Source organism: Kitasatospora sp. NPDC087271, from assembly GCF_044744605.1.
In the GTDB taxonomy this organism is placed as follows: Bacteria; Actinomycetota; Actinomycetes; order Streptomycetales; family Streptomycetaceae; genus Kitasatospora.
Map to the genome: position 1 here is coordinate 375,229 of NZ_JBIUYQ010000003.1, position 12,738 is coordinate 387,966.

Here is a 12,738-nt window from a genome sequence, read left to right on the forward strand (position 1 = left end):
CCGCCGGCACCCCCCGGGGGGGGCCCCATTCCCCCCCGGCCCCTCGCCCCCACCGCGGGGTGTTTGGGGCCCCCCCCCCCCCCCCGCCCCCCGGGGGGGGGGGGGGGGGGCCCCCCCCCCCCCCCCACCCGCCCGGGCCTCTGCTACATCTGGCCCTGGTCCATCAAGCCGCCGGCGCGCGTCCGTGCCTGCGTTCCGAGTGCCTGGTCGGCGGTATCCGCAATGGGGTCGGAGCCGTCGTCCTGCGGGTCTGCGACCCTGTGGACGACCAGTTCGGGCTGCTCGTCGACGTACTCTTCGGGCTCGGGCATGGGGTTCTCCTTCTTCGGGGCGTCAAGCACCTGGACCAACGAGCCGTCCGCCACCTGATTACGCCTACCGGAGGCAGCTGGCTGGCAGCTGGTCTGTGCGGACTGACGGCTGGTCTGTGCGGACTGACGGCGACCGTCCCTCGGAGAGCCCGATCGCTCTCGCGCTCCGCCGGGCGATGGCCCGCTCCTCGGCGTGAACGAGAGGCATTGACAGCCCGGCGGCCTCCAGAAGTCGGTGGAATCCGGGGACCGCGCCCGTGCTACTTGCCGACCGCGTAGACGATCACCCTGCACTGCCGCTGCACGATGGCAACGCGGCCAGAGGTGGTGGTTGTCAGTGCTTGATGTCGATCTTCCCCTGTCCGCCCATGGCGCCGACGCCCATCTCCGCTCCGCCACCGACAAACGAACCGATGTACTCGCCGTCCAGGCCCCACAGGTTGATGTTGAACATGGCCGCGGTGGTGGTCGCCTCGAAGCGGGTGGTCCAGCCCGTAGTCGGACAGGTGGCCGTTGGTCCACAGGGTGCCCCAGACGTCTCCGCCTCCGACGCTCAGGCCGCCTCCGGCACCGGTGATCTCGTACTCGACGCCCTTCTCGTCGGTGAAGTCCCCGGAGAAACCGCCCCCGAGGACCGAGAAGGAGTGCACGGACCCGGAGTAGGAGAACTTCTTGGGGACGATCACCGCTTGCCCGGCGATCAGGTCGGGGTCGATAGCCCGCCGGGCTGTGATCAGGTCGAGGTGGGACTCGGCGGCCCGGCTGTAGTGCTCGGCCAGTTGCGGGTGCGCGGCGGCGGCTCGGGGGGTTGCCGCCGCCGCGCAGCGGAAGGTTACCTCAGTCACGGACGTCGCAAAATCTGTGTGCGCCGGAGTAGACATTGCTCGTGGGTGGGTCTAACGTTTCTCTCGTAGACAGCAGTCGGCGATACCGGCCAGACACGAACTGGCCGGGATTGTTGGACAGAAGTTCGCAGGTCGGTCCGGCAGTGGAGTTCCGAAGCCAGGCAGGTGCAGGACGGCAACGGAGCTGGCTTCCGGACCGGGCGGCCCGCAGGTATCAGGGGCCGCCACCAGCGGTACCGGTAGGACGCAGTTCAGTGAGTGCAGTACCGGCAGTCGCGAGACAGGCACGGCCTCGGCAAAGGCGCCCAGACTGCGGGCGCGCGTGCCGAGGGGTCCGGGCAGTGGGGTTCCAGGCCACCGCAGACGCGGGACGGCCGGCGGGACCGGGCTCCCGGACCGGGTGGGCCCTCACGGCCACCGACCAGCAGTACGCAGTTCAGCAGGTGCAGTACCGGCAGTACCAGCAGTACGAAAGTGACAGTTCAGTACAGAGGATGAACGGAGGGCACAAGCGCCATCAGGATCGCCCGGCCCGTGAACACTCGCCCGGGCGGACACCGCAGACCCCAACGCAAGGACGGTGGTTTCCGGTCACGCATACGCGATCCCCGCACGACCCTCCCCAGGGGCAGCGCGGAAGCAACAGGACCGGCCCAGGCCGGTAGATGGTGTTGTTCCCCTTCGGGGCCCCGGAGCCGATACGGCCCCGGGGCCCCTCGACGCGTTCTCCCCGAGAACCAGAGAGGTGCAGTGACTACAACGACCAGCCCCGACACACCCGACAAACTCGACGACGACGACTACCCCGCCTACACCATGGGCCGCGCCGCCGAAATGACCGCCACCACCCCCGGCTTCCTACGCGCCCTCGGCGAACACCGCCTCATCACCCCCCTGCGCTCCGAAGGCGGCCACCGCCGCTACTCCCGCTACCAGCTGCGCATCGCCATGCGCGCCCGCGACCTCGTCAACCAGGGCACGCCCATCGAAGCCGCCTGCCGCATCATCATCCTCGAAGACCAACTCGAAGAAGCCCTGCGCCTCAACGAACAACTCCGCCGCACCCCGCACGACCAGGAACCCGCAACCGACACCTGACCGGCGTCCGGCAACCCGGCCCACAGCTCCGCCCAACCGTACGGCCCACGCACAGGGCCGTACGGGGCGGACGACCTCACCCTGCACAGCCTGGTCGCCCCGGAGATGGGCGGCACAACTCCGGCACGCCTCACGCGAAGACGGTGAACGAGACCGCGCCGGCCCTCATCCAGGACCGGCACCGACGCGTGGTGCGTTAACGCCAGCCCTTTGGACTCCACCCGCGCCCGCTCCCGTTCGGGCTGGTCACCGGCGTCCGGACCTTGGCGTTGACCTCGACGATCAGCGGCATCAGCTGGCCGTGTGTCTCCCCTTCGCGGGCGAGTTGGTCCCACGCCTGGCTGAGGATCTGCCGGGCCATGTTGGCGCCGTAGTTCGCCTCGACCACGATCGCGTCCGCGCGCAGCCTCAGCGCGAGCCGGCAGGCGGTGAGGCCCCAGTCGTTGGCGCCGAGGGTGTCGGACTCGTCGACGACGACGTACAGGTGGTCCTGGTAGTCGAGGCCGAGGCCGACGACGCCGGTCTCGTCGTTGAGGGAGCTGTCGCCGCCGGATGGGTAGACGCCCAGCCGCGTGGCGTCCTGCGCGGCTACACCACCGAGCGGACCACCGCCTACGAGGTCCGGGCGAGTGGTATGGGCCCCTACCTCACCGAGCAGTACCGCACCGTGTCCGCACGGCTGGAGTACCCGCGTACCGCGAACGTCGGCATCATCCGGCTCCTCGCCTCGGGCACCCTCGACCTCGCCCCCGAACGGGTCCGGTCCTTCGGCATCAATGCCGTCAACGACGCCGTCACGTACGCCACCTCACACGGTGGCCCGTTCGACCGCGCAGTCCTCACCCCACCGGCTCGCTGACAAGGGCCGACTGATCTCCACAACCCGGCGCCACGGCCCACCGCCCGTCAGGAGAGCCGGGCCGACGCGTTCAGGTGGCTACTGGGCCAGCACCACGGTGAAGGCGAAGAGGACGGCGGCGAGGACGACGGTGCACAGCACCGCGGTTCTCACGGGCGTCAGCCGGTCCCGGAACTTCTTCTCCGGCAGGACGCGCCGGCTCGGACTGGTGCTGTGCTTCCACCAGTCGACGACCCGCCTGAAGTCGGCGTCGAAGTCCTCCGACGGGTGGAGGTCGCTGGCCATCACGGTGGACATCCAGTGGCGCCGACCGTCGGTGGTGTGGATCCGGGCCACGCGTGTGGGCGCGCCGCGGCCTTGGATCTCCGACACGTCGATCCAGGAGATCTGTTGCCAGGAGTAGGTGCGGCCACGGCCGAACCCCCAGCAGATGGTGACTCCGTCGGTGCCGACCCTGCTCCAGTACCGCGTGGAGAGGAGGCGGCTCGCGGCGGCCAGCACCACGGTCCCGCCGACGAGGAGGACCATGGGGCCGAGGCCGAGGTGGAACTTCAGGTGGCCGGCGACGAGTTCGACCGTGACGACGATGAGCACCGGCCCGAGATCGGACCAGTTCGGGCGGAATCTGTCTTTCCCCCGGAAGATCAGTTCTTTCACACCGCGCACACTACGCCTCCCTCGGCCCGGCCTCGCAGGGGGATGGGTGGACGGCCGTGCGGCTCCCGTCAGAGCAGGTCGAATACCGACAAGTCGGCTGGTACCGCGCTTGGTTGTGCCGGCTCGCACTGAACGAAGCGCTGCTCGGCTTCCCGCCCTCTCCGAGGATCCGCCCCAGGCCTGATCCGCCGCCGCGGGCGGGCGCTGTGGTGGGGGTCATGCCGGCCAGATTCCGGAGGAACCGCGGCGGTGGGAGTCCAGCAGGTGGGTGTCGATGACGCCGATGGCTTCCATCAGGGCGTGTGCATGGTGGTCGGGCCGACGAACGCGAGCCCTTGTGCGCGCAGCGCTTTGGACAGGGCCTGCGATCGGGGGGAGGTGGTGGGAATCTCGGCGAACGTGCGCGGCCTGGGGGTGTCGAGTGGCTTGAACCCCCCACACCAAGTCGGTCAGGCCGCCGTGTTCGCGCAGCCGGACGGTCGCCCGGGCGTTGGCCACGGCCGCGAGGATCTTCGCGCGGTTGCGGACGATCCCGGCGTCGGCCATGAGGCGTTCGACGTCGGTGTCGCCGTAGCCGGCGATCCGGTCGGGGTCGAAGTCGTCGAACGCGGCGCGGAACGCCGGGCACTTACACAGGATCGTCGCCCACGACAGCTCGGCCTGGAAGGCCTCCAGGCTGATGCGTTCGTACAGGCCGCGCTCGTCGCGCACGGGCATGCCCCACTCGGTGTCGTATGTACTGGCGGAGCAGCGGATCGGTGCCGGCCCACGCGGGGCGGGCGAGCCCGTCCTCGCCGATCACCACCCCGGGGTCGACGGAGTGTTCGGGGGCGGGGGCGGTGTCGCTGGCCATCGGGGAGGGTTCCTCCCTGTTCTTCAAAGGGGCTGGGTGTGCACCTGATCCTGCGCCTGCGCAGGCAGGAACGGTTCGCACGGGAGCCGTGCACTTTGTCGGCGCGGCCCCTGCCGGGCGTGATGTGCGGCTGTCCAGGACCGGCGCGGGGGACGCGGATGCGAGGACCGGCTGGAACTGCGGGCTGTCGTGCCAGTGCCCTGCGGTGATCAGCAGCGACAGCGGCTTCTGCCCCTACTCGGTCGCAAGGCGGATCTTCGTGGTCAAGCCGCCCCGGGACCGTCTGAACCTGTGGACGTCCGGCTCAGTGTCGAGCCCGCCGGGCGGCTCGCACTGCAGATCCCCCTTTTCGCGCGCCAGCGGCGTGCTGGTGGGCGCGACAGACGGTCGAGTCCACACTCACATCCCAGGTGATCAGACCTCGCGCGTCAGCCTGGACCTGCAGCTGTTCCAGGATCCGCTTCCACGTGCCGTCGCGCTGCCACCGGCGGAAGAAGTCGTAGACCCGGCCCTGTTCCTCGGCAGCTCAGGTCCCGTTCGGGACTCCCCCTCCCTCCAGGCCCGGGAGATGGCAAAACCGCCCCTGACCTGCATAAATGTCGAAGCCAGTTCAGTCGACACGCCTCACGACTTCTGGCCCTCCAAGATAACCGCACAGCCGAAGCCCGTCCGGGGCCCACTGCTCCCTGGCCGATCAGCCGAAGGGCGCGGGACTTCTTGAGCGACGGCGCCGGGGTCGGCTCTGCGTGCTCGCCCCTGACCGGCTTGCGGTGCGGCAGAGCGGTGCCCGCCTGATGCCTGCACCGCACCACAACGGGCCGCTGCGCCTTCCTGCGGGTGTGAGGCTGCGGCCTGTCGTGTTGTTGGCCTGTTTGTCTCTTCGGGGGCGGGGGCCTGGCCCGTACTGTCAGGAGGAGACCGAACGGTAATCACCCTCCGCGAAGGAGTCTGTGTGATCGTTCAACGCTACGGCGATCTGGAACTGCACTACACCACGAGCGTTCGGATGGCCTGGCCCACCAGGCTCGCCCCCGCAGTGGAGCCTGCGAACAGCCACGCTCGAATCCTCGTCGGTGCCGTCGGGCAGCCCGGTTGGCGGCCCGCAGGATTCCAATTCTCGAACGGGAGGAACCTCGCGGACGTGGGGTCGCTGATGCTGCGGGACGTCTCCGCAGACAGGAGCCTGATACGACCGTGCGTGCGGTGGGAACGGATCGGTGATCTCCCGAGTGTTGCCGGGTATCCGGGCAGCGTGCCCTCCGCGGTCTGGCGGCCGATACCTCCATCGGGATACGTCGCCCTCAGTGACTGTGCCTCTGTTTCCGCGCCCCCGCTGGAGACCGGTGTGTGCATCAGGCAGGGGGTGCACAACGGATGGCGCTACGCGCGGCGGGGCGAAGTCGGCGAGCATTTGTTCGAGCATGCCGGGACGCGGTTGTGGTCGGTGGTGACTCCGCCGTACCCGGACGGGGATCGTGACGAGCGCCTGTTCCTGCCTGTGGGCGGGTTCACCGCGGTGCGCGTCGCCGGGCGGCCCGACCCCACTCCCACGACCTGGATCCTCGACCTGCCCGCTGTCGTGCACCACGCTTCCGGCCCCGGCATCCCGGTCCTGACGTCGCCCGCCAGGCCGCCGGCGCAGGTCGGGGTGGTCGACCGCATCGTGACCGTGCCCTACGTCCTGGTCGACGACCCCAGCCGCACGACGGCCTGGCGGATTCAGAACTCGCCGTTCTACCGGCTCCGCCGCCGCCGGATCTTCGATCTCGTCCTCTTTCGCGACAACACGCGCGGAACCGTGGCCCAGCCGGAGTCGCAGACGATCACCACGGGGGTCACCCAGGAGGCGGGCTGGTCCTTCAGCGTGGCCACGGGCATCACCGTGGGCGCGTCGGTCGGTGTGGAGGCGTCCGCCAAACCGTTCGGCATGGGCGCCAGTGTCACCACCACCGCCTCCGTCTCCGCCTCCATCGAACTGGGCTACGAAACCCGCCGCAACGTGTCGACCATGGCCTCGGACAGCAGGGAACGCGGGCTCATCATCCCGCCGCACAGCACCGGCTGCCTGTGGATGGAGCACCACGAACTCACGCCCGTCCGCGCCAACGGCGAAACCCTCAGCGCCCAGTCGACCCTCGGGTTCCGTACGGAGTACTACGTGACCGGCGAGTTCCCCGGCGGATCGGGCGTCACCCCCTTCACCAGCGACGCCTCCGGCGAGCGCACGCCGCTACCTGCCACGCACCTGCTTCCCGACCGTCCCCGGGCGGACACCGACACGCCACCGCCGGACACCACGGCAGCCAACGGCGAACCGGCCGAACAACAGTAGACAAGACCGTCCCACCAGAACGAGGACGTCCAGTCGACGGCGTGCCCCCTCCGGCAGGGCGGGGGCACGCCGGTTCTTCGTCATCACAGGGCGCCGTCGGCCTGTTCGATCCCATGGCGGAAAGCCTCACGCCGCTCTGCCCGCAGTTGCTCCACGGGCATCACCCCGCAGGTCACAGCCGGACTCAACTGATGGCGCACCAGCTCGATGTTGCGCGCCGTAGCGTCCGGGCACAGCCCCTCCACGCCCCGTCGGCACCGCTGTCGGCGCCGAGCCCGTGGTCCGGCCCCCGGAAGCGGACACCTCCGGCGCCCACCCGGTGAAGGACGCGGCCACCTCGGACGCCTGCCCACTGGCCAGCTCGCCGTGCGAGAAAGGGACCTGGGGCCGGACAGACAGGCCCGAAGCCTGCACTACCGGCAGTTCCCCGAGCAGTTGGACGGCCGTGGACGCTATTCTCGCGCACCCGCAGCAGCCTGGCGATCGCTCAGCCTCCCCTGCGCAACCACTCCCCCCCTCTCCACGGCCCACAGCCTCTCGCTCCCGCAGCAGCACGGGCGCCACGCCCCCCGAACCCGCCTCTCACCGCCCACCACGTGGTCACAGCCACTCGTTGATGGCTGCGACCAGCACTTTCGAAACACGCCCTAGAACAGTCGTCCGACCCGGGTCTCGACCGGCTCCTCCAGGTCCAGCAGGAGCTGCTTGCGCTCCAGTCCGCCGCCGAATCCGGTGAGTTTGCCGCCCGCGCCCACCACGCGGTGGCAGGGGATGACGATGCTCACCGGGTTGCGCCCCACGGCCTGGCCCACGGACTGCGCGAACCCCTTGCTGCCCAGCTCGACCGCGATGTCGCCGTAGGTGATCCGCGCGCCGTACGGGATCCTGCGCAGTTGCGCCCAGACCTGTTCCTGGAACTCGTCGCCGTTCGTCGCCGCCGCGACGTCGAACACCTGCCGCTTTCCGGCGAAGTACTCGTCGAGTTCGCTGCGGGCCTGGGCGAGCACCGGGTCGGCCGAGGCGTCGGCTCGCCGGCCCCACGCCGAGGGCCGGGGCGTGTACCGGTAGCCCGGGAAGTAGAGCCCGATCAGGGCGTCGTCGTCGGCGACGACCAGGAGCCGTCCCACCGAGCTGTCCACGTAGGCGTGTCGGACGTCCATGTCGATCTCCTGTCTGCGCCTTTGCCTGTTCGTGGTGAAGACGCGCGGGTGCCCTGAAACGTGAGACGCGTTCCGGCCGCATCGCGCGGCACCTCCGGCAGATCGGACAGTGCCGTCATCGTGATACGCCGGGGCCGGTGACCGTGAGGACGCCGTCGTCGGTGACGGTCCAGGTGGCGCCGTTCGCGTCGGCTCCGGTCAGGCCGCGCAGCTGCCGGGCGCCGACCAGGGCCAGCACGGCGGGGCGGCCGATGGCGGCGGTGGCCAGGGTGCGGTCGGGCCGCCAGGACGTGGACCACAGCAGCCGCCGGGCCACCTGGGCCCAGCCGACCTCCGGGCCGGTCATCACCCACACGTCGGTCGGTGCGTCGGCGAAGTGGCGGGCCTGGCACAGCCAGGAGGCCGCGGTCTCCGGCCAGGTGGTCGTGGCGGCCACGACGCCACCGGCGGCCTGCCAGGCCCGGGTGATCGCGTCGGCGCCCGCCAGCGCGGCCGGGGTCCGGCCGGAGCCGACGGCGATGCTCCGGGCGCCGCGCGCCTCGGCCAGCGCGACCAGCGCGGTGACTTCGGTGTCGGTGACTGCCAGATCGGGGCCCGGCGGTGGGGGGTCGGTCAGCAGGGGGCTGGTCAGGGGATTCATGAGATGCCTTCCTCGTCAACGCTCTTCCACTGCCTGCAACGGGTCCGGGCGGCACACTCCGCCCAGCCGGTGTCCGACCGCCGCGACACCGGCCCGGCGGCGGCGGCCGGGGACGCTAGGCGGCGTCGTGGAAGACCAGGGCCAGGGTGTGCCGGTGCCCGGAGCGGACCGCCGAGACGCCATGCCGGACCGGGGCGGCGGACCAGCCTCGCGCGGAGCGCACGGGTCGGTCGCGGGTGGTGAACACGTAGCCGTGGCCCTGCGGGAGCAGGGTGGCGGTACCGCGGGACTGGGCGCGGGGGCGCTGCTCGAGCAGCAGGAACTCCCCACCGGTGTGGTCGGTGCCGGGCCGGTCCAGGTTGATCACGACCTGCAACGGGAACACCAGGTCGCCGTACAGGTCACGGTGCAGCGCGTTCCAGTCCCCGGCGCCGTAGCGCAGCAGGATCGCGGTGGACTTGGACTGCCCGGCCGCGTGGCACATCTGCAGCCACTCGTCCAGGGTGTCCGGCCACGGCGCGGTGCGGCCGAGCCGTTCCCACCAGGTGCGGGCGATGGGCAGCAGCCGCGGGTACAGGGCCTGCTTGAGCTGCTCGACCGGCTCGGGGTAGGGGGCGTGGAAGTACTTGTACTCGCCGGACCCGAACCGGTGGCGGGCCATGTCGACGGTGGAGCGGAACAACTCGGGCCGCCCGTACAGGTCCCGGAGCCGGCCGGCCTCGTCCGGGGTGAGCAGCTGCGGCAGCAGAGCGCCTCCGAACGCGTCGAGTTCGGCGGCCACCGCGTCCCAGTCGGCGGTCTCGGCCCGGCCGGCCCACGGCCCGGCTCCGGTGGCGACGTCCGCGCCGGGAGCCGTCTTCCCCGTCTTCGCGGTGGTGACGGTGCTGGCGGTCATGCCGCGGCCTCCAGTGCCAGTAGTGCGGTCTTGGCCTCCAGGCCGCCGATGTAGCCGCCGAGGGTGCCGTCGGTGCGCAGCACCCGGTGGCAGGGGACGACCACCGGCAGCGGGTTGGTCGCGCAGGCCGTGCCGACCGCCCGCACCGCCTTGGGGCTGCCGACCAGTTCGGCGACCTGGCGGTAGCTGCGGGTCTGGCCGTAGCCGATCTCCGGCAGGTGCTGCTGGACCAGCTGCCTGAAGCCCTTGGAGAGGGACAGGTCCAGCGGCAGGTCGAACGCGCGACGGCGGTGGTCGAAGTACTCGTCGATCTCCCGGGCAGCGGTGTCCAGCCGGCCGGGGGCTCGCAGGATGCGCGGGCTGACCTTGTCGGCCAGGGTCTGAAGGACCTGGTCGTGGTCCTCGACCGCGTAGGCGACACGGAGCAGGCCCCGGTCGGTGGCGGCCAGCAGCAGAGGGCCGACCGGGGAGTCGACGACGGTGTAGGCGATGTCGACCAGGGCGGCGGCCTGGGCCTCGGCCTCCAACCGGCGGTGCAGCCGGGCCAGGGTCCCGGCGTCGACGGGAGCCGACAGCACGCTCAGGACGTCATCGTGGGATCGGGTGCCGCTCATGTAGATGCTCCTCTCGAGGTCGCGCCCGGATAGTGTTTTCGTAGATTCTTCAGACCGTCCGCCGCCGCCCGGCGCGCCGCCGCGGTGTTCCCGCCCAGGACCGCCGCGATCTCGTCGTACGACATCCCGGCCAGATAGCGGAACGTGACCGCCTGCCGCTGCTTGCCCGGAAGACGCCCCACCATCTCCCACAGCTCCCCGTCGTCTGCGCCCGGAACGCCCAACGTGCTGGGCGCCTCCGGCAACTCCTCGGCCGGCAGCGGCCGGCGTCCGGCGGCGCGCAGCACGTCGATCGCCTTGCGCCGGGCGATCGTCACCAGCCACGCCTCCACGTTCGCCGCCTCCGGCAGCCCTGGCCAGGCCCGCATCGCCGCCAGGAACGTCTCCGACCAGGCGTCGTCCGCGTCGTGTGTCCCCAGCAGCGCCCGGCACACCCGCAGCACGGTCGCGCCGTGTTGCTCGACCGCCTTCTCGAACGGTTCCCTCATCCTCGCCCTGCCGTAGACCTTGAATCCGAACCGATGTGTTCGAGCTCCCGAAACAGCCGGCCGGTCGCGGCCGGCACTGCCCTCCTCCGAGTCCGGCGGCCTCCGCTCGGTCTTCGGGTCGTCGCCGTGCCCGGCCGCCTTCTGCACCTGCTGTCTCACCTGGAAGACGGTGCGGGTGCCGAGAACGTGAGATCCGAATTTTCACCCGCCGAGTCCGTGGACCCCGGCCTGCCGGCCTGCTGCCTCCGGGGACGAGCGCACGGGCAGACTCGGACGTACGGCCCGGGCGGAGTCCGCACCTCCCGGCGGGATCGGCACTCGCCGAGACGGCCTGGACGGCGGGCGGTCAGTGGTGGCTGACGATGACGGAGATGCCCCAGCCGATCGCCGCGAGCACCACCGCGAAGATCAGTCCCGCCAGGGTGGAGCCGACCGGCCCGGCGGCGGGCCGGACGGCGGCCGGCTCGCCGGCCGCGCCGGTCGGGTTGAGCAGGCGCAGGCCGAGGGCGAACAGCGCGGGCAGTCCGGCGCCGGTGAGCAGGCCCACCACGACGATCTTCCACACCGCGTCCAGGTTGATCCAGGAGTTCACGGGCTCACCTCGTCCTTGGCCTTGGCGGGCTCCGGGGCCACCGAACCGGTCCACGCGGCGTTGACGTTCTCCGGCGTCACGGCCGGATGGCGGGAGGCGGCGAAGAAGGCGACCGACGCCGCCACCAGCGCGCCGACGATCACCACCACACCGGCCGTCCCGCCGATCCCGTTCGCGGCCCAGTAGGCCAGCGCGCCGGCCAGGGCGGAAGCCGGCAGGGTGAGCAGCCAGGCCGTCACCATCCGGCGGGCGAGCTGCCAGCGCACCACGGCGCCGCTCCTACCGATCCCCGAGCCCAGGATCGACCCGGTGGCCACGTGCGTGGTGGAGAGCGAGTAGCCGAAGTCGGTGGAGCAGAGGATCACGGCGGCCGAGGCCGACTCGGCGGCCATCCCCTGCGGCGGTTCGATCTCCACCAGCCCCTTGCCCAGGGCCCGGATCACCCGCCAGCCGCCGATGTAGGTGCCCAGGGCGATCGCCAGCGCGCAGGAGAGGATCACCCAGGCCGGCGCCTTCGCCCCGGCGGGCAGGGTGCCGTTGGCGATCAGGGCGAGGGTGATGGCGCCCATGGTCTTCTGCGCGTCGTTGGTGCCGTGGGCGAGCGAGACCATGGAGGCCGAGCCGATCTGGCCGAGCCGGAAGCCGCGCCCGCGCGGGCCTTCGGGCACGTCGCGGGTGAGGCGGTAGACCAGGAGGGTGCCCACCGCGGCCACCCCACCGGCGATGAACGGCGACAGCGCCGCGGGCACGATCACCTTGGAGACCAGCCCCTGCCACTTGACGGCCGAGGCCCCGGCGGCCGCCACCGTCGCCCCGACCACCCCGCCGATCAGCGCGTGCGAGGAACTGGAGGGGATCCCGAGGAACCAGGTGGCCAGGTTCCACAGGACGCTGCCGACCAGACCGGCGCAGACGACCGTCAAGGTCACCTCTCCCGTGGCGACCAGACCGTTGGCGATGGTCGCCGCCACGGCGGTCGACAGGAACGCGCCCACCAGGTTCAGCACCGCCGACACCGCGACCGCGACGCGCGGCGGCAGGGCGCCGGTGACGATCGAGGTCGCCATCGCGTTGCCGGTGTCGTGGAAGCCGTTGGTGAAGTCGAAGCCCAGCGCCGTGGCGACCATCAGCGCCAGGACCGCGTCGTTGCCGGTCACGGACCCGAACCTAGCCCGCGCACCGGCCGAGGCGGCGCCCGACCCGCCCTGCCCCAGGGCCCCGCACCCGTTCGTCCGGCCGTTCGTCCGGTTGCGGGGCCCTCGGTGCCGATGCTCTCCTGCAAGAGCCGGCCGGCGTGACGATCGGAACCGATGTGCCGTCCCCCGTCGCCGTCACGCCCCAGGAGGCTGCCGGCCAGCTGGACCGAGACCCGTCCCTGCGAGCCCTGAGGCCCT

The 12,738-nt window shown here is 71.3% G+C and carries 14 protein-coding genes; 3 read left to right on the forward strand and 11 right to left on the reverse strand.

Annotated features, from left to right (window positions below; translation table 11 throughout):
* Positions 1-143: 143 nt before the first annotated feature.
* Positions 144-311 carry a hypothetical protein gene (locus ACIO9K_RS08170; protein WP_363580993.1) on the reverse strand — a complete coding sequence of 56 codons (168 nt, stop codon included), beginning with the start codon at positions 309-311 and terminating at the stop codon, positions 144-146.
* A 1,595-nt stretch (positions 312-1,906) separates the two neighbouring features.
* Between ACIO9K_RS08170 and ACIO9K_RS08175 the strand changes: the two genes are divergently transcribed.
* Positions 1,907-2,254, forward strand: coding sequence for a MerR family transcriptional regulator (locus tag ACIO9K_RS08175; RefSeq protein ID WP_400327884.1), 348 nt, complete (start codon positions 1,907-1,909; stop codon positions 2,252-2,254).
* Positions 2,255-2,450: 196 nt separating this feature from the next.
* Here the strand turns inward: ACIO9K_RS08175 and ACIO9K_RS08180 are convergent, their stop codons facing one another.
* The gene (locus ACIO9K_RS08180; RefSeq protein ID WP_363619885.1) at positions 2,451-2,642 is read right to left on the reverse strand and encodes a hypothetical protein; all 192 of its coding nucleotides are present in this window, start codon (positions 2,640-2,642) and stop codon (positions 2,451-2,453) included.
* A 96-nt stretch (positions 2,643-2,738) separates the two neighbouring features.
* Here ACIO9K_RS08180 and ACIO9K_RS08185 point away from each other — a divergent pair, with 96 nt between their 5' ends.
* A complete protein-coding gene (locus tag ACIO9K_RS08185) occupies positions 2,739-3,113 on the forward strand; it encodes a hypothetical protein (RefSeq protein WP_400327886.1) in 375 nt (124 codons plus the stop codon).
* 78 nt (positions 3,114-3,191) lie between these two features.
* On the opposite strand, the gene ACIO9K_RS08190 is transcribed toward ACIO9K_RS08185, so the two are convergent.
* Positions 3,192-3,707: a hypothetical protein gene (locus tag ACIO9K_RS08190; protein ID WP_400327888.1), complete on the reverse strand. Its 516-nt coding sequence runs from the start codon at positions 3,705-3,707 to the stop codon at positions 3,192-3,194.
* A 279-nt stretch (positions 3,708-3,986) separates the two neighbouring features.
* The gene (locus ACIO9K_RS08195) at positions 3,987-4,487 is read right to left on the reverse strand and encodes a DNA-3-methyladenine glycosylase I (RefSeq protein WP_400327890.1); all 501 of its coding nucleotides are present in this window, start codon (positions 4,485-4,487) and stop codon (positions 3,987-3,989) included.
* A 1,088-nt stretch (positions 4,488-5,575) separates the two neighbouring features.
* On the opposite strand from ACIO9K_RS08195, the gene ACIO9K_RS08200 reads away from it, so the two are divergent.
* Positions 5,576-6,955, forward strand: coding sequence for a hypothetical protein (locus tag ACIO9K_RS08200; RefSeq protein ID WP_400327892.1), 1,380 nt, complete (start codon positions 5,576-5,578; stop codon positions 6,953-6,955).
* Positions 6,956-7,602: 647 nt separating this feature from the next.
* On the opposite strand, the gene ACIO9K_RS08205 is transcribed toward ACIO9K_RS08200, so the two are convergent.
* From ACIO9K_RS08205 to ACIO9K_RS08235, 7 genes are all read right to left on the reverse strand, one after another.
* Complete coding sequence (locus tag ACIO9K_RS08205; protein WP_400327894.1) at positions 7,603-8,115, reverse strand: methylated-DNA--[protein]-cysteine S-methyltransferase; 513 nt, start codon at positions 8,113-8,115, stop codon at positions 7,603-7,605.
* Between the two features lie 115 nt (positions 8,116-8,230).
* Positions 8,231-8,755 carry a hypothetical protein gene (locus ACIO9K_RS08210; protein WP_400327896.1) on the reverse strand — a complete coding sequence of 175 codons (525 nt, stop codon included), beginning with the start codon at positions 8,753-8,755 and terminating at the stop codon, positions 8,231-8,233.
* A gap of 115 nt (positions 8,756-8,870) precedes the next feature.
* Complete coding sequence (locus ACIO9K_RS08215; protein ID WP_400327898.1) at positions 8,871-9,650, reverse strand: 2OG-Fe(II) oxygenase; 780 nt, start codon at positions 9,648-9,650, stop codon at positions 8,871-8,873.
* Positions 9,647-10,264, reverse strand: coding sequence for a methylated-DNA--[protein]-cysteine S-methyltransferase (locus ACIO9K_RS08220; protein WP_400327900.1), 618 nt, complete (start codon positions 10,262-10,264; stop codon positions 9,647-9,649). Before ACIO9K_RS08220 ends, ACIO9K_RS08215 begins: the two co-directional genes overlap by 4 nt.
* Positions 10,261-10,911 carry an RNA polymerase sigma factor gene (locus ACIO9K_RS08225; protein WP_400327902.1) on the reverse strand — a complete coding sequence of 217 codons (651 nt, stop codon included), beginning with the start codon at positions 10,909-10,911 and terminating at the stop codon, positions 10,261-10,263. Before ACIO9K_RS08225 ends, ACIO9K_RS08220 begins: the two co-directional genes overlap by 4 nt.
* Before the next feature lie 187 nt (positions 10,912-11,098).
* Complete coding sequence (locus ACIO9K_RS08230) at positions 11,099-11,344, reverse strand: hypothetical protein (RefSeq protein WP_400327904.1); 246 nt, start codon at positions 11,342-11,344, stop codon at positions 11,099-11,101.
* Positions 11,341-12,501 (reverse strand): anion permease, encoded by a 1,161-nt coding sequence (locus ACIO9K_RS08235; protein WP_400327906.1) that lies wholly within the window; start codon positions 12,499-12,501, stop codon positions 11,341-11,343. The genes ACIO9K_RS08230 and ACIO9K_RS08235 overlap by 4 nt, the downstream gene beginning before the upstream one ends.
* Positions 12,502-12,738: the final 237 nt, after the last annotated feature.

Bases quoted from the DNA above. Each gene is read 5' to 3' on its own strand.
- ACIO9K_RS08205 (WP_400327894.1), bottom strand. From the start codon at position 8,115: ATGGACGTCCGACACGCCTACGTGGACAGCTCGGTGGGACGGCTCCTG.
- ACIO9K_RS08220 (WP_400327900.1), bottom strand. From the start codon at position 10,264: ATGAGCGGCACCCGATCCCACGATGACGTCCTGAGCGTGCTGTCGGCT.
- ACIO9K_RS08195 (WP_400327890.1), bottom strand. From the start codon at position 4,487: ATGCCCGTGCGCGACGAGCGCGGCCTGTACGAACGCATCAGCCTGGAG.
- ACIO9K_RS08170 (WP_363580993.1), bottom strand. From the start codon at position 311: ATGCCCGAGCCCGAAGAGTACGTCGACGAGCAGCCCGAACTGGTCGTC.
- ACIO9K_RS08215 (WP_400327898.1), bottom strand. From the start codon at position 9,650: ATGACCGCCAGCACCGTCACCACCGCGAAGACGGGGAAGACGGCTCCC.
- ACIO9K_RS08210 (WP_400327896.1), bottom strand. From the start codon at position 8,755: ATGAATCCCCTGACCAGCCCCCTGCTGACCGACCCCCCACCGCCGGGC.